Annotated in this window: 19 protein-coding genes; 16 read left to right on the top strand and 3 right to left on the bottom strand. The window is 68.6% G+C overall.

All coding sequences use genetic code 11. The features are described from left to right. Positions 1-2 precede the first annotated feature (2 nt). From ACFYO1_RS25570 to ACFYO1_RS25610, 9 genes are all read left to right on the top strand, one after another. Positions 3-1,013, top strand: a complete 1,011-nt coding sequence (locus ACFYO1_RS25570; protein ID WP_387235881.1) for an ABC transporter permease — start codon at positions 3-5, stop codon at positions 1,011-1,013. Then, positions 1,006-1,875 carry an ABC transporter permease gene (locus ACFYO1_RS25575; RefSeq protein WP_387235884.1) on the top strand — a complete coding sequence of 290 codons (870 nt, stop codon included), beginning with the start codon at positions 1,006-1,008 and terminating at the stop codon, positions 1,873-1,875. The genes ACFYO1_RS25570 and ACFYO1_RS25575 overlap by 8 nt, the downstream gene beginning before the upstream one ends. After that, positions 1,872-3,548: a dipeptide ABC transporter ATP-binding protein gene (locus ACFYO1_RS25580; RefSeq protein ID WP_387235888.1), complete on the top strand. Its 1,677-nt coding sequence runs from the start codon at positions 1,872-1,874 to the stop codon at positions 3,546-3,548. Before ACFYO1_RS25575 ends, ACFYO1_RS25580 begins: the two co-directional genes overlap by 4 nt. Further along, entirely contained in the window at positions 3,548-3,787 is a 240-nt protein-coding gene (locus tag ACFYO1_RS25585) for a hypothetical protein (protein WP_387235891.1), read from the top strand. The genes ACFYO1_RS25580 and ACFYO1_RS25585 overlap by 1 nt, the downstream gene beginning before the upstream one ends. Further along, positions 3,787-4,914, top strand: a complete 1,128-nt coding sequence (locus ACFYO1_RS25590) for an LLM class flavin-dependent oxidoreductase (RefSeq protein WP_387235894.1) — start codon at positions 3,787-3,789, stop codon at positions 4,912-4,914. Before ACFYO1_RS25585 ends, ACFYO1_RS25590 begins: the two co-directional genes overlap by 1 nt. Next, on the top strand, positions 4,911-6,281 hold the full coding sequence (locus ACFYO1_RS25595; RefSeq protein WP_387235896.1) for an NtaA/DmoA family FMN-dependent monooxygenase: 1,371 nt from the start codon (positions 4,911-4,913) through the stop codon (positions 6,279-6,281). The genes ACFYO1_RS25590 and ACFYO1_RS25595 overlap by 4 nt, the downstream gene beginning before the upstream one ends. Further along, a complete protein-coding gene (locus ACFYO1_RS25600) occupies positions 6,278-7,084 on the top strand; it encodes a DUF1684 domain-containing protein (protein ID WP_387235899.1) in 807 nt (268 codons plus the stop codon). Before ACFYO1_RS25595 ends, ACFYO1_RS25600 begins: the two co-directional genes overlap by 4 nt. Beyond that, positions 7,081-8,232 carry an LLM class flavin-dependent oxidoreductase gene (locus tag ACFYO1_RS25605; protein ID WP_387235902.1) on the top strand — a complete coding sequence of 384 codons (1,152 nt, stop codon included), beginning with the start codon at positions 7,081-7,083 and terminating at the stop codon, positions 8,230-8,232. Before ACFYO1_RS25600 ends, ACFYO1_RS25605 begins: the two co-directional genes overlap by 4 nt. A 460-nt stretch (positions 8,233-8,692) precedes the next feature. Continuing rightward, positions 8,693-10,717, top strand: coding sequence for a CocE/NonD family hydrolase (locus tag ACFYO1_RS25610; protein ID WP_387238557.1), 2,025 nt, complete (start codon positions 8,693-8,695; stop codon positions 10,715-10,717). A gap of 88 nt (positions 10,718-10,805) precedes the next feature. Here ACFYO1_RS25610 and ACFYO1_RS25615 read toward each other — a convergent pair whose 3' ends face one another. Further along, a complete protein-coding gene (locus ACFYO1_RS25615) occupies positions 10,806-11,690 on the bottom strand; it encodes a methylenetetrahydrofolate reductase (RefSeq protein ID WP_387238560.1) in 885 nt (294 codons plus the stop codon). 227 nt (positions 11,691-11,917) lie between these two features. Here ACFYO1_RS25615 and ACFYO1_RS25620 point away from each other — a divergent pair, with 227 nt between their 5' ends. From ACFYO1_RS25620 to ACFYO1_RS25635, 4 genes are all read left to right on the top strand, one after another. After that, entirely contained in the window at positions 11,918-13,069 is a 1,152-nt protein-coding gene (locus tag ACFYO1_RS25620) for a polyprenyl synthetase family protein (protein ID WP_387235905.1), read from the top strand. Between the two features lie 30 nt (positions 13,070-13,099). After that, on the top strand, positions 13,100-14,677 hold the full coding sequence (gene crtI / locus ACFYO1_RS25625) for a phytoene desaturase family protein (RefSeq protein ID WP_387235907.1): 1,578 nt from the start codon (positions 13,100-13,102) through the stop codon (positions 14,675-14,677). Positions 14,678-14,802: 125 nt separating this feature from the next. Next, positions 14,803-16,506, top strand: a complete 1,704-nt coding sequence (locus ACFYO1_RS25630) for an alpha-(1->6)-mannopyranosyltransferase A (protein WP_387235910.1) — start codon at positions 14,803-14,805, stop codon at positions 16,504-16,506. Further along, the gene (locus ACFYO1_RS25635; protein ID WP_387235913.1) at positions 16,503-17,678 is read left to right on the top strand and encodes a phytoene/squalene synthase family protein; all 1,176 of its coding nucleotides are present in this window, start codon (positions 16,503-16,505) and stop codon (positions 17,676-17,678) included. Before ACFYO1_RS25630 ends, ACFYO1_RS25635 begins: the two co-directional genes overlap by 4 nt. Positions 17,679-18,609: 931 nt before the next feature. On the opposite strand, the gene ACFYO1_RS25640 is transcribed toward ACFYO1_RS25635, so the two are convergent. Further along, the gene (locus ACFYO1_RS25640; RefSeq protein ID WP_387235916.1) at positions 18,610-18,975 is read right to left on the bottom strand and encodes an Rv2175c family DNA-binding protein; all 366 of its coding nucleotides are present in this window, start codon (positions 18,973-18,975) and stop codon (positions 18,610-18,612) included. A 161-nt stretch (positions 18,976-19,136) separates the two neighbouring features. On the opposite strand from ACFYO1_RS25640, the gene pknB reads away from it, so the two are divergent. Beyond that, complete coding sequence (gene pknB / locus ACFYO1_RS25645; protein WP_387238563.1) at positions 19,137-21,083, top strand: Stk1 family PASTA domain-containing Ser/Thr kinase; 1,947 nt, start codon at positions 19,137-19,139, stop codon at positions 21,081-21,083. A gap of 555 nt (positions 21,084-21,638) precedes the next feature. Here the strand turns inward: pknB and ACFYO1_RS25650 are convergent. Then, positions 21,639-23,024 carry a class II 3-deoxy-7-phosphoheptulonate synthase gene (locus ACFYO1_RS25650; RefSeq protein ID WP_375917688.1) on the bottom strand — a complete coding sequence of 462 codons (1,386 nt, stop codon included), beginning with the start codon at positions 23,022-23,024 and terminating at the stop codon, positions 21,639-21,641. A 162-nt stretch (positions 23,025-23,186) separates the two neighbouring features. Here ACFYO1_RS25650 and ACFYO1_RS25655 point away from each other — a divergent pair, with 162 nt between their 5' ends. Both ACFYO1_RS25655 and ACFYO1_RS25660 read left to right on the top strand, forming a co-directional pair. Then, positions 23,187-23,696: a polyadenylate-specific 3'-exoribonuclease AS gene (locus ACFYO1_RS25655; protein ID WP_387238566.1), complete on the top strand. Its 510-nt coding sequence runs from the start codon at positions 23,187-23,189 to the stop codon at positions 23,694-23,696. Positions 23,697-23,739: 43 nt separating this feature from the next. Then, entirely contained in the window at positions 23,740-24,945 is a 1,206-nt protein-coding gene (locus tag ACFYO1_RS25660; protein ID WP_387235919.1) for a DUF262 domain-containing protein, read from the top strand. Position 24,946: the final 1 nt, after the last annotated feature.

Below are 24,946 nucleotides of genomic sequence, written 5' to 3' on the forward strand. Positions count from 1 at the left end.
TCATGGCGCGCTATCTGGCTCTGCGGGTCCTGCAGGCGATCTGGGTGCTGTGGGCCGCGTTCACCATCTCGTTCGTCGTGCTCTACCTGCTGCCCGCCGACCCGATCTCGATCGCGGCCGACGGCGCCGGTGCGGGCACGCCGGTGGACAAGGCCGCCATCGCCGAGTTGCAGGCCCGCTACGGGCTGGATCGTCCGCTGTGGGACCAGTATTGGACCGCGCTCGGGCACGCGGTGCGCGGCGACCTCGGGCATTCGATCGTCACCGGCCAGCCGGTGACCGATGCCATCGGCGCCGCGCTGCCCGGCACGCTCGGACTGGCCGGGCTGGCTTTGGTTTTCGCCACCGCCGGCGGGGTCGCACTGGCCTTCGCCTCGACCTATACCCGGCGGCCGTGGCTGCGGACCGCGCTGACCGCACTCCCCTCGCTCGCGGTCTCGGTGCCGACCTTCTGGACGGGATTGCTGCTGCTGCAACTGTTCTCGTTCAAGCTGCGATTGACGCCCGCGTTCGGCGGTCACGGGTTCGCGGGCACCGTCTTGCCCGCACTGACCCTCGCGCTGCCCATCGGCGCGGTGATCGCCCAGGTGCTGACCTCCGGGCTGGTCTCGACCTGGCGGCAGCCCTATGTCGATGTGGCGCTGGCGAAGGGCGGTTCGCGCTGGTGGGTGCAGCGCAGGCACGTACTGCGCCCGGCCAGCGTGCCCACCTTCACCATCGCCGGGGTGCTGGTCGGCAACATGCTGGCCGGGTCGGTCGTGGTGGAGACCGTGTTCGCCCGGCAGGGTGTCGGCCGCCTCACCCAGACCGCCGTACTGGCGCAGGACATTCCGGTGGTGCAGGGCATCGTCCTGCTCACCTCGGTCGTCTTCGTCTCCGTGAATCTCGCGGTGGACCTGCTGTATCCGCTGCTCGACCCGCGCATCGCGACGCGGGCGCGGCGGGCGGCGAAGGACGAGGAGACCGGCGATCGGATCGGCGGCACGGCCGAAGGGGTGGCAATTCATGGTTGACGTCATCGACGAGCGGCGCGGCGCGGTGCCCCGCCTGCGCACACCCGCCCTGCGGTGGAAGTGGCTGCGCGACAACCTCGTTCTGGCGCTGTCCGGTGTGGTGGTACTGATCGCGGTCGGCTGGGCGCTGTTCCCGTCCGTGTTCGCGAGCGGCGATCCGTTGATCGGGGTGCCGGCGCAGAAGTTCCAGAGCCCCAGTGCGCAGCATTGGTTCGGCACCGACAACCTCGGCCGCGACCTGTACACGCGCATGGTGCACGGCGCCGGGCTCTCGCTCACCGCCACGCTCGCCGCAGTAGGCATCGCGCTGCTCACCGGGTCGTTCCTCGGTCTGCTGTCGGGGGCGGCCGGCGGCATCGTCGACGCCGCGGTGATGCGCGTCGTCGATGTGCTGCTGTCGATTCCGGCCCTGCTGCTGTCGCTGGCCCTGGTCACCGCGCTCGGCTTCGGCACCCGCAATGTGGCGATCGCGGTAGGGGTTTCGCTCGTGGCCAACTTCGCGCGGGTGATGCGATCGGAGGTCCTGCGCGTACGCCACGAGGCGTTCGTCGAGGCGGCGCACGCCGCGGGGGTCCGCTGGTACACGGTGCTGCTGCGGCACGTGCTGCCCAACTCCTACCAGCCGGTGCTCGCGCTGGCCGCGGTCGAGTTCGGCATGGCCGTGCTGTCCATCTCGGCGCTGAGCTTCCTCGGTTACGGCGCGAAACCGCCCACCCCCGAGTGGGGTTCGCTCATTTCCGAGGGGCGCAACTATCTCGCCACCGCCTGGTGGATGACCACCCTCCCCGGCCTGGTCATCGTCGCGGTCGTGGTAGCCGCCCAGCGCCTCGGGCGCGCCGTAGGAAGGAACGAACAGCCATGACCACCACCTCTTCGCCGCGCGCGGAACCGATCGACGCGCCTGCCGAAACCGCTGGGGCGCAGACCGGCCCGCTGCTGCGGATCGACAACCTGCGCGTGCGCTACCGGTCGGACTCCGGTGACGTCACCGCGCTGGACGGTGTCACGCTCAGTGTGTCTCGTGGTGAAGTGGTGGCGCTGGTCGGTGAATCCGGTTCCGGCAAGTCCACGCTCGCGCAGGCGGTGATCGGGCTGCTCGGGGCGAACGCCGAGATCACCGGCGGGACTGTCGCATTCGACGGACACGTCGTCGACACTCGCTCCGAGCGGGCGTTGCAGCGGTTGCGCGGCGCGCGGATCGGGTTCGTACCACAGGATCCGGGACTGTCGCTGAATCCGGTACGGCGCATCGGCGATCAGGTGGCCGAGTCGCTGCTGGTGCACCGGCTCGCGGACAAGCGCTCGGCGCGCGAGCGCGCGATCGAACTGCTCGCCGACGCGGGCATCGATCGGCCGGAACTGCGGGAAGTGCAGTACCCCCATGAACTTTCGGGCGGGCAGCGGCAACGGGTGCTCATCGCGTCCGCGCTGGCCTGCCGTCCGGAGCTGGTGATCGCGGACGAGCCGACCAGCGCGCTGGACGCCACGGTGGCGCGGCGGGTGCTGGATCAGCTGGCGGCCCAGATCGCGGCCAAGGGCACCGCGGTGCTGCTGATCACCCACGATCTCGCGGTGGCCGCCGAGCGCGCCGACCGGATCGCGGTGTTGCACAACGGCGAGATCGTGGAGAGCGGCCCGACCACGACCGTGCTCGCCCAGCCACGGCACCCGTACACCAAGCGGCTGCTGGCCGCGTCGCCGAGCTTGGCGCCCGCGGGCGCCTACCGGACACCCAAGCCGCGCGCGGGTGCGCCGCTGCTGGCGCTGCGCGAGGTGCGCAAGCGTTTCCGCGCACAGGCCGGCGGGTCGGTGACGGCGGTGGCCGGTGTCGGCTTCGAGCTCGGGCGTGGCGAAACCCTCTCGCTGGTCGGCGAATCCGGTTCGGGGAAGTCGACGACGGCGCGCATCGCGTTGCGGCTCACCGAACCCGACAGCGGCCAGGTCACCTTCGACGGACACGAGCTGACCCGCGTGCGCGGCACCCGGCTGCGGTTGCTGCGCAAACGGTTCCAGGTGGTCTATCAAAACCCGTACGCCTCACTGGATCCCCGGTGGCGGGTCGGCACGATCATCGAGGAACCGTTGCGCGCGTACGGCGTCGGCGATCGGGCGGCCAGGCAGGCGCGGGTCGCCGAACTGCTGAAGCAGGTGGCCCTGCCGGAGCACTTCGCGCTGCGCAGGCCCGCGGAACTGTCCGGCGGGCAACGCCAGCGCGTCGCCATCGCCCGCGCCCTCGCCCTGCACCCGGACCTGCTGGTGCTCGACGAACCGGTCTCCGCCCTCGACGCCTCGGTGCAGGCGCAGATCCTGGAACTGCTGGACCGGCTGCAAACCGAGCTGGCGCTGAGCTACCTGTTCATCTCCCATGACCTCGCGGTGGTCCGCCGGATCAGCGATCACGTCGCCGTCATGCGGCACGGCCGCATCGTCGAATCCGGGCCGACCGCGGCGATTTTCGACAATCCGCAGCACGACTACACCCGCGAGCTGCTCTCGGCCATCCCCGCTCCCGCCGTCGCGAAAGGACCATCCTGATGTCGGACCCGACCTACCGGATACTCGTCCGTTCTGACCGGCCCGCGCACTGCCGCAGCAGGCCGGAGCACCCGGGCTCGCTGCCCGCGCGGGCGAAGCGCTGGTGGCGCACCCACCTGCGCAGGCCCGAGCACAGCGCGGTCACCGACCTGTGGCAGCACGCGTTCTTCTTCGCGCCGGACGCCGCGGGTGTGCACCCGGCGGCGCGGCAGTGCCTCGAATGGAAGGAAACCTACTGATGGCCGAATCCGACTTCTTCCTGGCGGTGGAGCTCGCCGGGACGGGGATTCACCCGGCGTCGTGGCGCCGGGACGACTCACGGGCCGAGGATCTGTTCACCGGCGGGTACTGGGCCGACGCCGCCACCGCGGCCGAAAAGGCCGGTGTGGACGCGATATTCGTGCCCGACTCGTTCGGGTTGCAGCCGGGTGGGCCCGGTGTCGCGCGGGGCAGGCTCGACGCGGTGGCGATCGCCGCCCGAGTCGCGGCCGCCACCCGGCACATCGGCCTCTTGCCGCAGGGCGCCGTGACGCACACCGAGCCGTTCCATCTGGCCAAGGCGATCCAGAGCCTCGATTTCGCCTCGCTCGGGCGCGCCGGCTGGGAGGTCGTCGTGTCCGAAGGTGTGGAGCAGGCACGGGCTTTCGGGCGCAAGGGCGAACAGGACGCGCAATCGCTGTGGCACGAGGCGGACGAGGCGATCGAGGTGGTCACCCGTCTGTGGGACAGCTGGGAGGACGACGCGGAGATCCGCGACGTGCCCACCGGGCGGTTCATCGACCGAGACAAGCTGCACTACATCGACTTCGCCGGGGACAACTTCTCGGTGAAGGGGCCGTCGATCACGCCGCGCTCGCCGCAGGGACAGTCGATCGTCGCGGTCCGGGCGCACGACGACGCGAGCACGGGCGTCGCGGTGCGGCGGGCTGATCTGATCCGGGTCGCCGCAGGCGATCTCGACTCGGCGCGGGTGCTGCGGACGGCGCTGCGCACGGCCGTGCGGACCGCCGACCGCGACCCGGACGCGGTCCGGGTTCTGCTGGATGTCGAAGTGCATTTGGCCGATTCGGCCGAGGCCGCGCGGGACGAGGCGGCTCAGCTGGATGGCTGGACCGCCGGCGCCCCGGCCGGCCTGCGCCACATCGGGACTCCGGCGTCCTTGCGCGAATTGCTGGGCTCCATCGACGCTTCCGGCGCGGCCGACGGCGTCGTGCTGCAACCCCTCGCGGTACCGGCGACCGTCCGGCAGCTCGCGGCGCTGGAACGGAATCCACTGTCCGCCACCACATTGCGCGACCGCCTCGGGCTGCCGCGTCCGGTCAGCCGCTACGCGGATACCACGATCCAGGAGGGCACGCCGTCGTGACCGGCACACCACGCAAGCAGATCCATCTCGCCGCGCACTTCCCCGGCGTCAACAACACCACCGTCTGGGCCGACCCGGCGTCCAAGAGCCAGGTCGACTTCGAGTCGTTCGTGCACTTGGCGAAGACCGCCGAACGCGGCCTGTTCGACTTCTTCTTCCTCGCCGAGGGCCTGCGGCTGCGCGAACACCTCGGGCGCATCCACGATCTCGACGTGGTCGGCAGGCCGGACACCTTCACCGTGCTCAACGCACTCGCCGGGGTCACCGGCAAGCTCGGCCTCGCGGGCACCATCAACAGCACCTACAACGAGCCGTTCGAGCTGGCCAAGCAATTCGCCTCGCTGGACCATCTGTCCGGCGGGCGCGCGGCCTGGAATGTGGTCACCTCGTCGGACGCGTTCACCGGCGAGAACTTCCGGCGCGGTGGATATCTCGAACACGCTCAGCGCTACCAGCGGGCCGCCGAGGTGGTCGAGGTGACCCGCAAGCTGTGGGACAGCTGGGCCGCCGACACCCTGGTGGTCGATCGGGCCGCCGGGGTGTTCGCCCGCGAGATCCCCGAAACCCGGCATCGCGGTGGGCAATTCGATATCGCCGCACGGTTCGTGCTGCCGCCGAGCCCGCAGGGGCACCCGGTGTTGTTGCAGGCGGGCGATTCCGACGACGGTCGCGAGTTCGGCGCGGCCGCCGCCGACGCGATCTTCACCGTGCACGGCACGCTCGAAGCGGGACAACGGTTCTACGCGGACGTCAAGGGGCGGTTGGCGAAATACGGCCGGACGCCGGACGAGTTGAAGATCCTGCCCGCGGCCACCTTCGTGCTCGGCGACACCGCGCAGGACGCCGAGGACCGCGCCCGCCACATCCGGCGCCAGCAGGTCGGCCCGCAGACCGCCATCGCGTTCCTCGAACAGGTCTGGGGCCGTGACCTTTCCGGCTACGACCCGGACGGCCCGCTGCCCGACGTCGAGCCGACCGACAACGTCAGCATCACCCGCGGCCGGGTCCGCCACGCCAAGGACCCGCGTGTGGTCGCCGAGGCCTGGCGGGCCAAGGCCGAAGCCGAGAAGCTCAGCATCCGCGAGCTGATCATCGAGGTCACCGCGCGCCAGCAGTTCGTCGGCACGCCCGCCGCGGTGGCCGAGCAGATCGACACCTACGTCCAGTCCGACGCCAGCGACGGATTCATCCTCGTGCCGCACCTCACCCCGGGCGGACTGGACGAATTCGTCGACCGGGTCGTCCCGGAACTCCAGGAGCGCGGCAGTTTCCGCACCGAATACACCGGCACCACGCTGCGCGACCACCTCGGTCTGCGCCATCCACACCAGCACACCACCGCCCACGAAGGAGCCCGAGCGTCATGACGACCAGCATCAGCACCGTTTTCGAAACCGAGTGGGCACACTGGCACGACAGCAGAGAGGACCAGCTGCGTGACCCGCTCGGCTTCCTCAGCCTGACCGGATTGCATTGGCTCACCGACCAACCCGAGCGGCTGCCGGACGTGCCCGGCACCTGGTGGGTCACCGACGACAAGGTGTTCATCACCGCCCAGCCCGCCGACCGGCTGGAGTTCGACGGCACGCGGATCGCGGGCGTGCAGATCGTCAAGCCGGCCGAGGGCGCGCCGGGACTCAGTGTGCTGCACGAACATCGGGTGCTCGAGGTGATCCGGCGCACCGGGCGGTACGCCGTGCGGGTGCACGATCCGGCCGCGCCGGCGCTGTCGAGTTTCGACGGCATTCCCAGCTACGCGCCCGACCCGCGTTGGGTGGTTCAGGGGCGGTTCACGCCGTTCGACGAGCAGCGCACGGTCACCACCGGCGCCGTGGTCGACGGCCTCGAACACCACCACACCGCCTCCGGCACTATCGAATTCACCATCGGCGAGGCGACCGAGCGGGTCATCGCGTTCGGCGACCCGAGCGACCTCCGGCTGCTGTTCACCGACGCGACCAGCGGCATCACCACCTACCCCGCGGCCCGCGCGCTGGCGGTCGGCGCGCCGGACGCGGACGGCACGGTACGCCTCGACTTCAACCGCGCGGCCAATTTGCCGTGCGCCTTCACCGATTTCGCGACCTGCCCGCTCGCGCCCGCGGAGAACCGGCTGCGGGTGGCGATCGAGGCAGGCGAGCAGCATCCACGGCTAGGGAGGAATGCATGACCGTCCCACTCTCCATCCTCGACCTGTCCCCGATCAGCGCCGGATCGACCGCGCAGCAGGCGCTGCGCAACACCGTCGATCTCGCACAGCACGCGGAACAGTGGGGCTACCACCGTTATTGGCTTGCCGAGCACCACTTCGTGTCGGTCGCCAGCTCTTCGTCGATCACCCTGATCGGTCTCGTCGCGGCGGCCACCTCGCGAATTCGGGTGGGGTCGGCGGCCGTTCAGGTCGGGCACCACACGTCGGCGTCGATCGTGGAGGCGTTCGGCACGATCGACGCGCTGTACCCCGGCCGCCTCGATCTCGGTCTCGGGCGGTCCGGTCATCGGCGCAGCCAGTACGGGGCGGAGCCGTCGCATCCGAAAGGCAGCCACCCCAAGCTGGATACGGCGACCGGGCGGACCCAGATCAGGGACGGCGTGGTCGTGCCGCCGCCGTTCGATCCCGGCCGGGTCACCGACCGGACGAAGTTCCTCGCCTCGGCCGCCGCGCTCCAGCAGGAGGGCGCGCAGCCGCAGGACTTCGCCGAACAGGTCGACGAGATCCGCGCGCTGATCGGCGGGCACTTCGTGAGCAAGGACGGCGTTGCGCTGCACGCGGTTCCGGGTGAGGGCGCCCAGGTCGAACTGTGGCTGTTCGGCAGTTCCGGGGGCGAAAGCGCCGTGCTGGCCGGACAACTCGGCCTGCCGTTCGCCGCCGCGTACCACGTGTCGCCCGGCACCGCCCTGGACGCCGTCGAGGCCTACCGCGCCGCGTTCCGCCCCTCCGCCCTCCTGGCCGAGCCCTACGTGGTGGTATCCGCGGACGTGGTCGTCGCCGGCGACGACGCCACCGCCCAGCACCACGCGTCCACCTACGGCCACTGGGTACACAGCATCCGCAGCGGCGCCGGCGCGGCCGACTACCTCGACCCCGCCACCGCCACCCCGCTGACCCCCGAGCAACACCGCCTCGTCGCCGATCGCCTGTCCACCCAGTTCGTCGGCTCCCCGAGCACGGTCACCGAACGCCTGGCGGCCCTCCAACGCGTCACCGGCGCCGACGAACTCCTCGTCACCAGCATCACCCACCACCACGCCGACCGCCTGGAGTCCCACCGCCTCCTCGCCGACGCCTGGGGTCTGCGCGCCGCCCGCGCCGCCTGACAACCCGCCTGGCGCGCCCGGAACCACCAGCATTCCGCGCGCGCCAGGCAACCCACGCCGCAGCAGACCTCCAGCCGGGCCGCGGCCTCGACACATCGAGTCGGGGGGGGGGGGGGGGGGGGGGGGGGTGTGGGGGGGGGGGGGGGGGGGGGGGGTGGGGGGGGGGGGGGGGGGGGGGGGGCGGGGGGGCGGGGCGGGGGGCGGGGGGCGGGCGCGGGGGGCGGGGGGGGGGGGGGCCGGCGCCCCCCCCCCCCCCGCGCCCCCCCCCGCCCCCCCCCCCCCCCCCCCCCCCCCCCCCCCCCCCCCCCCCCCCCCCCCACGAGCGTGGCGTGGCGGTGGGGTGGGCAGGTTGACGGAGTGGGGGTGGTGTTATTGGGCACCGGGACATACTTTTTGCGATTGGGTCGAAACATACAGGCGTGCATGTATATTTCTGGCCGATCGAGAGGAGATGTCAGTGTTGATTGCTCCAAAGCGTCGGTGGACCAGGTATTTCGTTGGCGCGGTTGCGGTGCTTGCGGTTTCGCAGGTGCTGGTGGCGCCCGGGGCGTCCGCCGCGCCCGAGGGGGTTGCCGGGTGGACTGCGGTGCACGATGGGCCGCAGCAATATCCGGGGATGCACATCGACTGGGATGTGCCGATCACGATGAGCGACGGGACGGTGCTGAAGGCGAATGTGTACCGGCCCGCGGATACGAACGGGCCGGTCAGCACGCCGCTGCCGACGATCGTGAATCTGACGCCCTACACCAAGCTGTTGTCCATGATCGCGCAGACCGGGTTGTCGGTGCCGGTACTGTCCGACGCGATCGTCGGGTTTCTGCGGGACTTCGAGTTGCCGGGGACTCCGCTGGAGGCGTTGACCGATGCGACGCGGGTGGCCGGTGGCGGGTTCGGGCGCGCTTTCGCCGTGGACCCCAACCTGATTCGCAGCGGTTACACGCAGGTCGTGGTCGATGTGCGCGGAACCGGGTTCTCCCAAGGTATCTGGGAGCCGTGGGGGCCGAAGGACCAGCAGGACACCCCGGAGGTGATCGCCTGGGCGGCCGCGCAGCCGTGGTCGGACGGGAAAGTCGGGATGACCGGCGCCTCGTACTCCGCGATCAATCAGGTGCAGGCGGCCGAAAAGCAGCCGCCCGCACTGAAAGCCATCGTTCCGGTGGTGCCGGGCAACGATCTGGTGCGCGACATGATCGCGCCGGGCGGGGCGGCCATCGGCATCCTGCTGCCCTATCTGCTCGCGGTGAATGTGGCCAAGTTCGTGCCGGATCTGGTGTCGCTGGTGCAGGGCAAGTTCGATACGCAGTGGCTCGCCGACCGGCTGGCCAGTCCGATGTCGCTCATGGACGTCGCGATTCAGACGCTGAGCACCGATTCGTTCGATGCCGTTCAGCCGCAACTACAGCGCGTCCTCGACCCGGACAGCCCAATTCGCCAGGCATGGCTGGGACATCCCGAGCGCATCACCGTGCCGACGATGGTGATCGGCGGCTGGCATGACAACTTCGCCAACGGCGAACCCCGTATCTACCAGGACATTCCGCTGCCGCCGGGGCAGAAGCAGCTGATCATGGGTAACGGTTACCACGTGAACACGGGCTTCGACATGCGCGGCAGGTCCGGCGAACCGCCGCGCATCGATGTATTGCAACGCGCGTGGTTCGACAAGTGGCTCAAGGGAATCGACAACGGCATCGACGGCTACGGTCCGGTCACGATGTGGCAGCAGGGTGCGGGCTGGACCAGCAACGACCAGTTCCCGCGGGCAGAAGCCGTCCATCGTCGCCTCTATCTGTCCGCCGCACCGAGCGGTACCACAACCATCAGCGCGCACGACGGAACCCTCACCGCCGCACCGACTTCCGAAACGACCCGGCTCACGGTCGCGCCTGCTCTCGCCAGCCTCTGCTCCACCGACGCCGTCCAGGGCACCGCGGGCATCCTGGTCTTCTCCGGCTGCGGCAAGGACGCCAGGGTGCAGGAACTCAGCGGATTGACCTTCACCAGCCCGCCGGTCGCCGAGCCGACGACGATCTCCGGCCCGATCGCGGTGCACCTGAACACGGTGCACGACGCCACCGACGGCTACTGGACCGCGACGCTGAACGACGTTGCCCCGGACGGCCGTTCGGTGACCCTCACCACCGGCCAGCTGATGTCCTCGATGCGGGCCATCGATGACGGCAAGAGCCGCCGATCACCCGACGGCGCGTACACCGATCCGTTCCCGGTGATGTCCCTCGCCGCACGGCAGGCCATGGTCCCCGGCCAGCCCACGCAGCTCGACATCGGCCTGGCCCCCACCGACGCGATATTGCAACCGGGACACCGGCTTCGGATCGACGTGTTCGCGGGCAACTACCCGAAGGGCCTGCCCATCCGCCCACTACTCGACGCAACCGAACTCAAACCCCAGCACCTGCAACTGGATCCAGCCGAACCCAGCTACATCAACGTCCCTCTCGCCGGCACTCCAGGCTGGTAACCCGCAGCCGCACGCCTCTTGATTTCCCGCACCGAGAATTGCCTGCGATTCCAGGTGCGGGAAATCAGAACGCGTGCGGCTGTGTGGGTTACGCGCTGATCGGGGCCGCGGTGACGCCGTAACCGAGGTTGGTGAGCACCTCGGTGGTCGCCTTGGCGAAGTTCAGCGTGATGAAGTGCAGGCAGGGCGCGCCCTCGTCGATGAGCCGCTGCCCCATCTCGGTGGCGATCTCGATGCCGACCGCGCGCACCGCCGCCTGATTCGCCTCGGGCTCGTCGCCCGCGGCGCGGTTCAGTCGTTCGAGCACCGTGGCCGGCAGCGAGCGCCCGCAGAGTTCCTCGGCCCGCGCGACCGTGCGCAGCGAGGTGATCGGCATCAGCTCGGGGATGATCGGCTTGGCGCCCTCGACCGGGTCGAACTTCGCGATCCGGTCGCGCAACCGCAGGTAGTGCTCGACGTCGAAGAACATCTGGGTGATCGAATACTCCGCCCCCGCACGCAGTTTCGCGGCCAGGTAGGCGGTGTCGGAGTCCAGATCGGGCGAGCGGTGGTGGCCCTGCGGGAACGAGGCGACGCCGACGTGGAAGTCGCCGAGGTCGCGCACGATGCGCACCAGTTCCTCGGCGTAGGCGACGCCCTCGGGATGCTGCTGCCATTCGCCCAGCGGGTCGCCGGGCGGGTCGCCGCGCAGCACCAGGATGTTGCGGATGCCCGAATCCGCGTAAGAGCCGACCAGCGAACGCAATTCGGCCAGGCTGTGCTCCACGGCGGTGAGATGCGCCACCGGAAGCAGGGTGGTTTGCTGCGCCAGCTCGCCGGTGACCCGCACGGTGCGATCGCGGGTGGACCCGCCCGCGCCGTAGGTCATCGAGACGAACGCCGGATGCATCCGTTCGAACTGGCGCACGGCCCGCCACAGCCTGGCCTCGTTGGCGGCGTCGCGCGGCGGGTTGAACTCCACCGAAAACGGCACCGAGGTGCTGGAATGGGTCCGCAGACTCTGGACGACCGAGGCAGTGGCGGAGACCTCCGGCCGCGTCCGGGGCGGACCACCTGGGGTCGAGCCTCCCCGCGCATCGTCGAAAGTCACCGGTTCAGTCTAGTGGTGGCAGTCGGCAGGCCCGAGGGGTCGTACCGACGAGTACGCGTATTCTTCGCAACAAAACCCGTGGCGCCGCCGCGCCCATCGCCCGCACGACCTTGGAGGCTCCCCTGTCCGCCGGATCCGGTATCCAGACGCCTCACCGCACGTCGGCGGCCGAGCTCATCGCCCCGCAGCCGGGCACGCCGGCCTTCGTCGCCGCCGTGGAAGCCGCGCTGACCAGGTTCTTCGCCACCCGCCGCGAGCTGGTCGAGCAGCTGGGCCCGGTCTTCGTGGAGGCCGCGGACGCGCTGGAACTGTTCGTGCTGCGCGGCGGCAAGCGCACCCGGCCCGCATTCGCCTGGACCGGCTGGCTCGGGGCGGGCGGCGACGCCGACGGACCGGACGCCGACGCCGTGCTGACCGCGTGCTCGGCATTGGAGCTGGTGCAGGCCTGCGCCCTCATCCACGACGACATCATCGACTCCTCGCGTACCCGCCGCCGGTTCCCGACCGTGCACGTCGACTTCGAGCAGCGCCATAGTGACCGCGGCTGGGCCGGGGACTCCGCGCACTTCGGCACCAGCGTCGCGATCCTGGTCGGCGATCTGGCGCTGGCCTGGGCCGATGACATGGTGCACGCCTCCGGGCTGGACCCGGCGGCGATCGCCCGGTTCGCGCCGGTGTGGGCGGGCATGCGCACCGAGGTGCTCGGCGGGCAGTTGCTCGACATCCACGGCGAGGCGGGAGCCGACGAATCGGTCGAGGCCGCGCTGCGGATCAACCGGTACAAGACCGCCGCCTACACCGTCGAACGCCCGTTGCACCTGGGCGCGGCCATTGCCGACGCCGACCAGGGTCTGGTCGACGCCTACCGCCTGTTCGGCACCGATATCGGCATCGCCTTCCAGCTGCGCGACGATCTGCTGGGCGTGTTCGGCGACCCGGCGGTCACCGGCAAGCCGTCCGGTGACGATTTACGCGAGGGTAAGCGCACCGTGCTGCTCGCCGAGGCGCTGGCCCGGGCCGACGAGGCCGATCCGGCCGCCGCGAAGCTGCTGCGCACCAGCGTCGGCACCGATCTGGACGCGGACGAGGTGGAAAAACTGCGCGCCGTGATCACCGAGCTCGGCGCGGTCGACGAGGTGGAGCGGCGGATCGGCGAGCTCACCGAGACCGGGCTGGCCGCGATCGAAACCAGCACGGCGACGGCGGCTGCCAAAGAGCGATTGCGCGCCATGGCATTGGCGGCGACCAAGCGCGCTGCGTGAGCGACGCCGCCCGCGAAAAGGGGGATCTGAATGAAAGACGTTGCCGCATCAGCTGATCGCGTGCCCGCGCGGGACGGTTCGGTCACCCGCACGCTGAAAACCGTTGCCGGGCCGACGGATCGGGTGGTCGTCGTCGGCGCCGGACTGGCCGGGTTGTCCGCCGCGCTCCATCTCACCGGCGCGGGCCGCAAGGTCACCCTGCTGGAGCGAGCCGATCATCCAGGCGGACGAGTCGGGCGCTACCAGGGGCCGGATTACGAGATCGACTCCGGCGCAACCGTGTTGACGCTGCCCGAGCTGATCACCGACGCGTTGGCCGCGGTCGGGCGGACGCCGGATACTTGCAAACCCGCGCTGCGCATCCATCGACTCGACCCCAGCTATCACGCCAGGTTCGCCGATGGCGCGTCCCTGCGGGTGTTCGCCGACGCCGACGCGATGGCCGAGGAGGTCGCGCTGGTCTGCGGTCCGGCCGAGGCCCGGCGCTACCGGCGGCTGCGGGACTGGCTGGCCCGGATCTACGCCGCCGCGTTCGGCGAGTTCATGGACACCAATTTCGATTCACCCCTGGACCTGATTCGCGTGCCCGAAAAGCGCCGTGCCCTCATGGATTTGGTGTGGCTGGGCGGGTTCGGCCGGCTCGGGCCACGGGTGCACCGGATCCTGCGGGACCGGCGGCTGGCTCGGTTGTTCACCTTTCAGGCGCTGTACGCGGGCATGCCGCCCGCGGAGGCGCTGGGGGTGTACGGCGCGATCCCGCACATGGACACCTCGCTCGGCGTCTACTTCCCCGAAGGCGGGATGCGGGCCATCGCGGCGGCGCTGGCCGAGGCGTTCACCGCGGCCGGCGGGACGCTGGAACTGGGCACCGAGGTCACCGGCGTGGATTATGCGCGGCGCCGGGCCGAGCGGGTGCGCACGGCGGACGGTCGAGCCTTCGACTGCGACGCCCTGGTGCTGACCGCCGACCTCGGATCCCTCGGACGGTTCGGCGTGCGGCGCCGGCGCGGGCTGCGGGCCGCGCCCTCTGCGGTCGTCGCACACGGCACCGTGCCGGCCGATGTTGCCCGCGCCTGGCCCGTCCAGGCGCATCACACGATCGAATTCGGCGACGCGTGGGAGCAGACGTTCGCGGAAATCGCGGGCCGCCGCGGGCGCTTGATGAGCGATCCGTCGCTCTTGCTCACCCGGCCCGCCCTCACCGACCCCGGCCTCTTCATCACCCGCGCCGACGGACAGCACGAACCATTCTCCTTACTCGCCCCCTGCCCGAATCTGGACTCCGCTCCCCTGGATTGGCCCCGGCTGGCCCCCGCGTACCTGCGCGAACTGCTCGAAGTGCTGGAAAGCCGCGGTTACACCGGGATTGCCGAGCATTTCACCGTCGACCATCTGGACACGCCACAAACCTGGCGGGATCAAGGGATGCTGGCCGGTACGCCGTTCTCCGCGGCGCACCTCTTCCGGCAAACCGGACCATTTCGCCCGCGCAATTTTCCGCGCTCCAGCGACAATGTAGTTATCGCCGGTTGCGGCACCACGCCGGGCGTAGGGGTGCCGACCACCCTGCTGTCCGGAAAACTGGCGGCAACCCGCATTACCGGCTAGCCGTACCCGCTCGAGATGAAACCGCGCGTACCAGCGAGATAGTGTTTCCGGCGACGCCGTAAACTAGGCGCCGACCTATTCACTCGCGGTTGCGACCGCTGACCATTCGGGGGGACCGACACCAGATGGCATCCCCCGAAACGCGCGCCGCAGAGGCCACCTTGACCGAAATCACCGGCCACGCACCGAACACCGCGGCGAAGCGCGAATCGGCCGCCGCCGAGCAACCCGGCGTGCGGTCCTGGATGCGCACCGTCGCGATCTTCCTGCGCAGCCCGGAAGGGCACTCCGCGCTGCTCGGTTTCTACGGCGCGATCATGATCACCTTCGGCGGCTTCGGCGCGGGCAGCACGCGCAAGCGCGACCCGATCCTCGAGGCGCTGCACCTGTCCTGGCTACGGTTCGGCCACGGCTATGCGCTGTCCACGATCGTCATCTGGATCGGCGTGCTGCTGATGATCACCGCGTGGGTGCGACTCGGCCGCACCACGATCGGCCGCGGCGACCGGCTCGACGCCGGCGTGACGCTGAACGAGTTGCGGGCCATCGTCGTCATCTGGATCACGCCGCTGCTGTTCGCCGTGCCCATGTTCAGCCAGGACGTCTACTCGTACCTGGCGCAGGGCGCGCTGCTGCGCGACGGCTTCGATCCCTACGTCGACGGGCCGGTACGCAACCCCGGCGTGCTGCTCGACAACGTGAGCCCGGTGTGGAAGACCACCACCGCGCCCTACGGTCCGATCTTCCTGCTGCTCGGCCGCGGGATCACCAGCATCACCGGAGACAACGTGGTCGCGGGCACCATCGCGATGCGCCTGGTCATGCTGCCCGGTCTCGCGTTGATGATGTGGGCGGTGCCCTATCTGACCAAGCACCTCGGCGGTAAGCCGACCGTGGCGCTGTGGCTCGCGGTGCTCAACCCGCTGGTGCTGATCCACCTCTGGGGTGGCGTGCACAACGAGATGCTGATGGTCGGGCTGATGTGCGCCGGCATCGCGCTGGTGCTGGAACGTCATCACGTCGCGGGCATCGTGGTGGTCGCCATCGGCGTGGCGATCAAGGCGACCGCGGGTATCGCGCTGCCGTTCCTGGTGTGGATCTGGATGCTGCACGAACGCGAGAAGCGCGCCGCCCAGCGGGCCGGGCGCGACCCGGCGAACCTACCGGAGAGCGAACGGCCGCACGATGCCGCCGAACCGACCGAGGACATGCCGCACCCGGCGCTGATGTTCGCCAAGATCGCCGGGCTCGGGCTGAGCGTGTTCGCGGCGGTGTTCGTCGCCGCCTCGGCCATCGCCGGCGTCGGCATCGGCTGGCTGACCGCGCTGTCCGGGTCGAAGAAGATCATCAACTGGCTCTCGCTGCCGACCATCATGATGCACGCGGTCGGCTGGTTCACCTCGTTCGATCCCGGCAAGGTGCTCACCGTGACCAGGGCGATGTGCGCGGTGGCGCTGGTCGCCGTGCTGGTGTGGGCCTGGTGGCGGTTCCGGCACAGCGAGCGTGAGGCGGTGTTCGGCATCCTGATCGCGTTCGTCGGGATCGTCATCCTGTCACCGGCCGCGCTGCCCTGGTACTACTCGTGGCCGCTGGCGCTGGCCGCCGGGTTCGCGCTCTCGACCACGACATTGATGGTGCTGGTCGGGTTGTGTACCTGGTTGATGCTGGTGTTCCAACCGGACGGATCGATCGGGCTCTACAGCTTCTGGCACGTGGCCCTGGCGACGTTCGCCGCCGTGGTGGCGGCGATGTCGCTGCGTAAGGTGGACCCGCTGCGGTTGCGGGCCACGCCGCCGAACCTCGACCCGGCCACCGACGCTCGGCCATGATCGGCGATGCGCCGCGCACCGCGGGGCAGACAGAGTCGAGCGTTGCCTATCGCGAATGCAAGCGGATCGCGGCGGCTCACGGGCGCACGTATTTCCTTGCGACGCGGCTGCTTTCGGCCGAGCGGCGACCGGCGGTGCACGCACTGTACGCGTTCGCCCGCATGGTCGACGACATCGTGGACCATGCGGATGTGGCGCGTTATCCAACGGGGGAACGGTGCGGGCACAGTCACCTCGACCTGCCCGGCCCCGGCGATCAACTGGATCTGATCGAGAAGCAACTCCGGATCGCGCTCGACGCACAAGAGATCGCCGACGCCGCCCAGCCCACTGGGAGGTCACCCGATTCGCGGGAGACGACCGATACCGACTGGTCGCGCCGAGTTTCCCCGAGGGCACAGCTGACTGATGCGACCGAATCACTCGGGATCTCGCCGGAGTCATCGTGCGCGCCGGGGCCGCAGGCCTCTCCGCGACGGATGTCGACGGATGCGGTGAGCCAGCATCGGCGAGACCTGGTCATGCTTGCGGTCGCCGACACCATTCGCCGCTATGGCATTGCCGCCCAGCACTTCTGGACGTTCCTGGACTCCATGCGGATGGACGTGCCCGGCACGCCGCGCTTCCGCGATCGGTACGCCACCATGACCGACCTCTACGAATACATGAGCGGCTCGGCTGCGGCCATCGGTCTGCAAGTCCTACCGGTACTCGGCACCGTGGTGCCGATCGCGGAGGCCGAACCGGCCGCCGCCGCGCTCGGCGAGGCGTTCCAACTGACCAATTTCCTGCGCGATGTCGCCGAAGACCTGGACCGCGGCCGGGTCTACCTCCCCGCCGACGAACTCGCCGCCTTCGGCGTCGACCACACCCTGCTCGTCCACTGCCACCGCACCCGGCGCACCGATCCCCGCGTCCGCCGCGCCCTCGCACACCTGATCGCCATCAACCGCGACATCTACCGCCACGCAGAACCAGGCATCGACCTGCTCGAACCGCGAGTCCGCCCCGCCATCCGCACCGCCGCCGTGCTATACGCAAGCATCCTCGACCGCATCGAAGCCACCGACTACGCCATCTTCAACCAGCGCGCAGTAGTCCCCCGCCACCGCCGCCTAGGCGTTGCCGCAATGCACTTCACCGCCGCAGCCCTACGCCACCAAAGGCCCTGACCGCCATCGAGTCGAGTCAAAAGGTCGCTGAATGATCTTCAACAGCAACCTTTCGACTCGCCTCGATGCGAGAACAACCTTTTGACTCGACTGGATGAGCGCGCACGCCCCTTGGCTCACCTCGATCAGCGCGCATGCTCCCTTTGACTCGCCGCGATCAGCGCGCACGCCCCCTTTTCAACTTCGACGAACGAGCACGCCGTTCGACACCTAGATGAACGCGCACTTCCCTTCACCTCACCTCGATGGGCGATCGACACCTCGGAGCGAAGTGGCCTGACTCAACTCGACCAGCAGCAGACGACAAACATGACTCGCCTCGATCACCGAACCAACTACTGCCCCGTCGTTTCCCCAGCCTCTTTGATCCGGACCACAAGCCGATGACCCCGCTGGAACTTCCACGCTGCCCATGCCAACTGCGTGAGTAGGTCGGGGACCCCGCCTGACGTGCTCAGCACTATCGATCATCTCGGGGAGCAGGTGTACCTGACTCGCCAGGTAGACCCCTGGCATGTCCCAACGCGACCTGACGAGAAAACTGAAGACCTACCCCGGTTTTCACTGAAGTAGTGCTGAGCACGTCGCCTGCCGTACCCGGCTTTAGGCGCACGTCGAGCACGCGGCGTCGAGTTCCAGCGTGGTCATCTGGCTGTGGTTGCGTTATCGAGATTTCTTCGCATACCTGATTCATCGGTCGCATACCTGTTGAAGTGTTGAGGGGTATGCGAAAGATGAAGTAGGCGTGCGAGGTCGAACCTATCTGTCGCTTGGTCTGCACGCGGCATCAACTTCAGCGTGGTCATCTCGCTGTGTCGGCGTTCAGAGCATCTCGAGATCGACTAAGGCGCATCGTGCATCGAGTCGAGTCATATGGTCGCTGTTCAAGATCATTCAGCGACCTTTCGACTCGACTCGATGCGTCGATGACTCAGAACGGGTCGGCGGCGGCGCGGCGGATGACCTCGCGGGCCAGTGGGCCGTGCAGGGCGTCGACCGGCCTGCCGGGGAGGCTGTCGTCCTCGGTGAAGATCCATTCCAGGATCTCCTCGTCGGTGTATTTGGCGTCCTTCATCACGGTGATCAGGCCGGGCAGGAACCTGGTAACGCCCTCCTTGTCGAAGAACCGTTCGGGGACGCTGACCACGCCGTCGCGGCGGACGGCGATCAGTTGGTGGTCACGCAGCATCTGATGGACGCGGGTCACCACGAGCCCGAGCCGGTCCGCCACCTCGGGCAGCGGCAGCAGCGCCACGGACTCCGGAAGGACATCATCACTGCAGGGAAATGCACTCACGCGGATAACGGTAGACGGTCACCCGCAGCAAGTCGTGAGACACCCGGGTGCGTTTGGTCGATACCATCGTGAGGGCCGCACGGGGCGGTCGATCGCTTGTGGGACCAACCGCGAGGGGTGAGAACTTTGTGAAAGCCGGAGGACATCAATTGATCGGCCAGATGCTGGAAGGGCGCTATCGCATCGATGCGCCGATCGCCCGCGGCGGCATGTCGATGGTCTTCCGGGGTGTCGACACCCGCCTGGACCGTCCCGTGGCGATCAAGGTGATGGACCCGAAATTCGCCGGTGACCCGCAGTTTCTCTCCCGGTTCGAGTTCGAGGCGCGCGCGGTCGCCAAGCTCAAGCATTCGTCGCTGGTCGCGGTGTACGACCAGGGTGTCGACGGTGAATATCCCTTCCTGATCATGGAGTTGGTCGAGGGCGGCACGCTGCGCGAACTGCTGCGCGAGCGCGGCCCGATGCCGCCGCACGCGGTGCGCGCGGTGGCCGAACCGGTGCTCGCGGCGATCGGTGTCGCGCACACGGCCGGGCTGGTGCACCGCGACATCAAGCCGGAGAACGTGCTGATCTCCGACAACGGCGAGGTGAAGATCGCCGACTTCGGCCTGGTCCGCGCGGTCGCGGCGGCCAACACCACCTCGGCCAGCGTGATTCTCGGCACGGCCGCGTACCTGTCCCCCGAACAGGTGACCACCGGCACGGCCGACGCGCGCAGTGACGTCTATTCGTTCGGCGTGCTGATCTTCGAGCTGCTGACCGGAAAGGTGCCGTTCACCGGCGACACGTCGCTGTCGGTGGCGTATCAGCGGATCGAGAACGACGTGCCGAGCCCGAGCCGGTTCATCTCGGGAGTGCCGCCGGAGTTCGACGAGCTGGTCGCCAAGGCGACCGCGCGCGAACCCGCGCACCGGTTCTCCGACGCGAACGAGATGGCGGCGGCGCTGCGGCAGATCGGCGCGAAGCTGAACCTGCCGCCGTATCGGGTGCCCGCGCCGCAGGAGTCGGCCGAGCATCTGAGCGCGAGCTATCGGATAGCGACGCCGGCCACGCAGCAGGCCGCGGCGGTGCTGGAGCCGTATACGCCGCCGACCGTGCAGCACACGAAGGTGGTGACCGCGCCGCGACCCCGGGTCGACTACGGGCCGCCGGACGGTTACGAGCCGCAGCAGCAACCGGTGCGGCAGCAGCACGCGTCGTCGCCGTATCAGGCCTACGCACCCGATCGGTCCAAATCGCGCCGGACGACGTGGGTGTGGGTCGCCATTGTGGCGATCCTCACGCTGGTCGTCGGTGTCGGCGGCTGGTGGCTCGGCGTCGGCCGGTATTCGCCGGTTCCGGCGATCGCCGGGATGGATTCCGATCGTGCGGTCGCCGCGCTGCGGGACGCCGGGTTCGAGACCGAGATACGGCAGAAGGCGTCGGACATCATTCCGGTCGGCGGCGTGGTCGGCAGCGATCCGTCCGCCGGCTCGCGGGTGACCAAGGGATCGACGGTCGCGGTGCTGGTGTCCAGCGGCAAGCCGAAGGTGCCCGACGTGCAGCCCGGCGATCCGATCACCAAGGTCAATCAGCTGATCCGCGACGCCGGGTTGCAGCCGGTGGATTCCGGTGAGATCGGCAACACCGCGCCCAAAGGCACACTGGCCAAGGTCGATCCGGGTCCCGGCGTCGTCCTGCCGATGGGCGGACAGGTAAAGGTGTACCGCAGCAAGGGTTCTCAGCCGGTGAAGGTGCCCGATGTGCGCGGAAAGACGACCGACGAGGCAACGAAGATCCTCACCGCCGCGGGTATCGCCGTGCGCGAGACCAGGTCTCAGTTCGACCGCAGCATCGAGGCGGACAAGGCGATCGGCACCGATCCGGCCGCCGGCGCGACCGTCCAATCCGGTGACGGCGTCGCCCTGATCGTCTCCAACGCCCTCAAGATGCCCGACGTCCGCGGCTGGACCGTCGCCAACGCCAGGGCCAAACTGCAATCCCTCGGTGTCCAGGTCGAGGTGAAACAGCTTGTCGCGAGCGACAGTTCACTCATCGTCTCGCAAACCCCCGCCGTCGGCGCCAACATCGAATCGGGCAACACGGTATCGCTGGTCGCACTGCCCTAGGCACCCTGGCGGCTCCACCCCAGGCATCCTGGCCGCTCCGCCCTAGCCACCCCGGCCGCCCCGTCCCAAGCATCCTGGCCACTCCGCCCTAGCCACCCCGGCCGCCCCGTCCCAAGCATCCTGGCCGCTCCGCCCCAGGCATCCCGCCGGCCCCGCCCCAGACGCCCGGGCCGCTCTACCTAGGCACCCTCGTCGCTGTGCGCTAGGCAGTTACGCCGACGTACCTACTACCGCCGGACCCGGCAGCGCCCGGCCTCGGACAGTGACCTGGTCCCGATCTCGACTCACACGCTTCGCCGGAGAACCGGCCGCAACGTCGCAACCCGGCCGCCGCCCTGCGCAATACCTCGGCCCCGCATGGACCGGCGTGGGCTGCGGGGGTTCGGATTCACTGCCGCACTACTTCTGATTTCCCGCACCGAAAATCGCATGCGATTCCAGGTGCGGGAAATCAGAAGTGGTGCGTCTGCGCGATGCTGCCGCGTCTTGCTCAGCGAGGCATCAGCCGAGGGCAGACGGCCGCGGGTAAAGCTGCGCGCCGCGGTCGGCCCTTGCTCAGCGGAGCATTTCGGCGACCAGGAAGGCAAGTTCCAGCGACTGCTGGGTGTTCAGCCGCGGGTCGCAGGCGGTTTCGTAGCGGCCGGAGAGGTCCAGGTCGGAGATGTCCTGGGCGCCGCCGAGGCATTCGGTGACGTCTTCGCCGGTGAGCTCGATGTGCAGGCCGCCGGGGTGGGTGCCGAGGGCGTGGTGCACCTCGAAGAAGCCCTGGACCTCGTCGACGATGCGGTCGAAGTGGCGGGTCTTGAAACCGGTGGAGGCCTCGTGGGTGTTGCCGTGCATCGGGTCGCACTGCCAGATCACCTGGTGACCGGTGGCCTGCACCTTCTCGATGATCGGCGGCAGCACGTCGCGGACCTTGCCGTTGCCCATGCGCGAGACGATCGTGAGCCGGCCGGGCTCGTTGTTCGGATCGAGCCGCTCGACGTACTCCACGGCCATGTCGGGCGTGGTGGTCGGGCCGATCTTCAGGCCGATCGGGTTGGCCAGCAGTTCGGCGAGCGCGATGTGCGCGCCGTCGAGCTGCCTGGTCCGTTCGCCGATCCAGAGGAAGTGCGCGGACAGGTCGTAGAGCACCGGCTCACCCGCGGCGTTCTCGCTCAGCCGCAGCATGGCACGCTCGTAATCGAGCACGAGCGCCTCGTGGCTGGCGTAGATGCGGGCCGACTTCAAGCTCGGGTCGTTCACCCGGCAGGCGGTCATGAACGCGAGGCCGCGGTCGATCTCCTCGGCCAGCGCCTCGTACCGGGCGCCGGCCGGCGACTTGGCGACGAAGTCGCGGTTCCAGTCGTGCACCTTGTGCAGGTCGGCCATGCCGGCGCCGGTCAGCGCGCGCACCAGGTTCATCGCGGCGCTGGCGTTGGCGTAGGCACGGACCAGGCGGGACGGGTCGTGCTCGCGCTGCGCGGCGTCGGCGACCAGCGCGTTCACCATGTCGCCGCGGTAGGACTTGAGGCCGAGCGAATCGGTATCCGAGGAACGCGGTTTCGCGTACTGGCCGGCGATGCGCGCGACCTTGACCACCGGCAGGCTGGCGCCGTAGGTGAGCACGACGGCCATCTGCAGCAGGGTGCGGATGTTGCCGCGGATGTGCGGCTCGGTGTTGTCGGCGAACGTCTCGGCGCAGTCACCGCCCTGCATGAGGAACGCCTCGCCGCGGGCCACCTCGGCGAGCTGCTCGCGCAGGTCCTCCACCTCGGCGGGCACGCAGATCGGCGGCACGCTCTCCAGCACGGTGCGCATCTGCGCGGCCTGTTCTGGATCCCACGACGGCTGCTGTAACGCGGGGCGGGCCAGCGCTTCGTCCAACCGCCTGCGCAACTCGGTGGGCAGCGGCGGCAGTTCCGGCAGGCGATCGATCGGTACGTCGACGGTCCAGTTCACTCGTTCAGAATACGGATGAGTCGGACGCATGTGGTACCCACCATAGGGGTGTCTCCGGCCACCACCCCGCGGATCCGAGCCCGGCTGCATATCCCGGCCCTCCCCCACTTAGGGTGATTGTTCGGAACGTACGCGCGGCCGAACCGGCGCCACACCGAATTGCTGAGGAGTAGACCGATCTCGCTTCGATACTTTTACGACTGCGAATTCATCGAGGACGGGGTCGTCATCGACCTGGTCTCCATCGGTGTCGTGTGCGAGGACGGGCGCGAATATTACGCGGTGTCCACGGAATTCGATCCGGACAAGGCGGGTCCGTGGGTGCGCAGGCACGTGCTGCCGCAGCTACCCTCGCCGTCCTCGCCGCTGTGGCGCAGCCGCAAGCAGATCCGCGACGACCTGTACAAGTTCCTGGTGCCGCGCTCGTCGGTGGTGCCGGAGCTGTGGGCCTGGGTCGGCGCGTACGACCACGTGGCACTGTGCCAGCTGTGGGGTTCCATGGTCGACCTGCCCACCATCTTCCCCCGCTACACCAACGAGCTGCGCCAGCACTGGGACGCGCACGGCCGCCCCGAGCTGCCCCCGGTCCCCCCGGACGCGCACGACGCGCTCGCCGACGCCCGGCACAACCTGGCCAAGTTCGAGGCCATCGAAGCGGCACGCAGGCTCTGAACGCGTGCGTAGCGGATCTGCCCCCATTAGAGTTGGGACAGTCATGACGACAGGGGAGCATTCGATACCAATGGACGATACTAGCGACGCACCTGGCGCTCGCTCCGCCGCGGACGTTCAGCGAGAGCTCGATGCAAGCGGCGATGTCCTCGATATCGAGCGGGAAGATCTGGGAGAACCAATCGATCAACCGTACGATCCGGAGCGGATCGACGTGATCACGCGCAACCCGACTATCAGCCTGATGCTTTCCCGAATTCGGCGACAGACCGTCGACCTGCAGCCGGATTTCCAGCGCCTTGCCGGAATTTGGAACGATGTCAATCAAAGTCGGCTCATCGAGTCAATGCTGCTGCGCATACCGCTGCCCGCCTTCTATGCAGCTGAGACCGCAGATGAATCCTGGGCCATAGTGGACGGCATCCAGCGATTGACTGCGATCACGCGGTTCATGGAGCCCGAAGCATCGGAATTTCCGCAGCTAAAACTCAAGGGCCTTAATTACTTACCATTCAATAATTACTGCTTCGACGATTTACCTGGCCGCCTACAGACCAGGCTAGAAGAGACCGAAATCGTCCTCCATCTCATCAGGGAAGGGACGCCGGACGAGGCAAAATTCAATATCTTCGCTCGGCTGAACACCGGCGGCCTGCCGCTGACCACGCAGGAACTGCGCCATGCCCTGATTCCTGGCCAGGCCAGAGAGCTCCTCACCGAATTGGCGGATTCCGAGTTGTTTCAACGAGCCACTGCCGGCACCGTATCACGTAGCCGCATGGCCGACCGAGAGATGGTGCTGCGTTTCCTCGCGTTTATCCTGTTCGAACCAGACCACTACCAAAACAAAGATTTCGACAACTTCTTGCGCGACGCGATGCGTAAGATCAACACTCTCAGCTCACCGCGGCTTGAGGAACTGAGGGGACGGTTTTACTCCGCCATGGATGCGGCACACGAGATATTCGGCGAAAATGCATTTCGGAAAAAATACAAAGCCAAGGCAGCCCGCTATCCAATAAACAAAGCGCTGTTCGAAGCAGTCACCGTATCACTGGCTCGACGCTCACCGAAGCAACTTGAAAACTTGACACTTAAGCGCGATCTTGTAAACAAAGGATATATCAACCTGATGAATTCGGACAGCTATTTCGATCGGGCAATTTCAGTAAGCACCGGCGATCCAGCTAAGGTCCGCTACCGGTTTCGTGCTATCGACTCACTTTTCGCGGAATACGACGGGAGCTGAC

Source organism: Nocardia sp. NPDC006044 (genome assembly GCF_042871115.1).
GTDB lineage: Bacteria > Actinomycetota > Actinomycetes > Mycobacteriales > Mycobacteriaceae > Nocardia.

What these genes read in the sequence shown, in the direction of transcription:
- pknB (WP_387238563.1), top strand. Translation starts at nt 19,137, where the DNA reads ATGCTGGAAGGGCGCTATCGCATCGATGCGCCGATCGCCCGCGGCGGC.
- ACFYO1_RS25590 (WP_387235894.1), top strand. Translation starts at nt 3,787, where the DNA reads ATGGCCGAATCCGACTTCTTCCTGGCGGTGGAGCTCGCCGGGACGGGG.
- crtI (WP_387235907.1), top strand. Translation starts at nt 13,100, where the DNA reads ATGAAAGACGTTGCCGCATCAGCTGATCGCGTGCCCGCGCGGGACGGT.
- ACFYO1_RS25630 (WP_387235910.1), top strand. Translation starts at nt 14,803, where the DNA reads ATGGCATCCCCCGAAACGCGCGCCGCAGAGGCCACCTTGACCGAAATC.
- ACFYO1_RS25635 (WP_387235913.1), top strand. Translation starts at nt 16,503, where the DNA reads ATGATCGGCGATGCGCCGCGCACCGCGGGGCAGACAGAGTCGAGCGTT.
- ACFYO1_RS25660 (WP_387235919.1), top strand. Translation starts at nt 23,740, where the DNA reads ATGACGACAGGGGAGCATTCGATACCAATGGACGATACTAGCGACGCA.
- ACFYO1_RS25600 (WP_387235899.1), top strand. Translation starts at nt 6,278, where the DNA reads ATGACGACCAGCATCAGCACCGTTTTCGAAACCGAGTGGGCACACTGG.
- ACFYO1_RS25575 (WP_387235884.1), top strand. Translation starts at nt 1,006, where the DNA reads ATGGTTGACGTCATCGACGAGCGGCGCGGCGCGGTGCCCCGCCTGCGC.
- ACFYO1_RS25580 (WP_387235888.1), top strand. Translation starts at nt 1,872, where the DNA reads ATGACCACCACCTCTTCGCCGCGCGCGGAACCGATCGACGCGCCTGCC.
- ACFYO1_RS25585 (WP_387235891.1), top strand. Translation starts at nt 3,548, where the DNA reads ATGTCGGACCCGACCTACCGGATACTCGTCCGTTCTGACCGGCCCGCG.
- ACFYO1_RS25605 (WP_387235902.1), top strand. Translation starts at nt 7,081, where the DNA reads ATGACCGTCCCACTCTCCATCCTCGACCTGTCCCCGATCAGCGCCGGA.
- ACFYO1_RS25570 (WP_387235881.1), top strand. Translation starts at nt 3, where the DNA reads ATGGCGCGCTATCTGGCTCTGCGGGTCCTGCAGGCGATCTGGGTGCTG.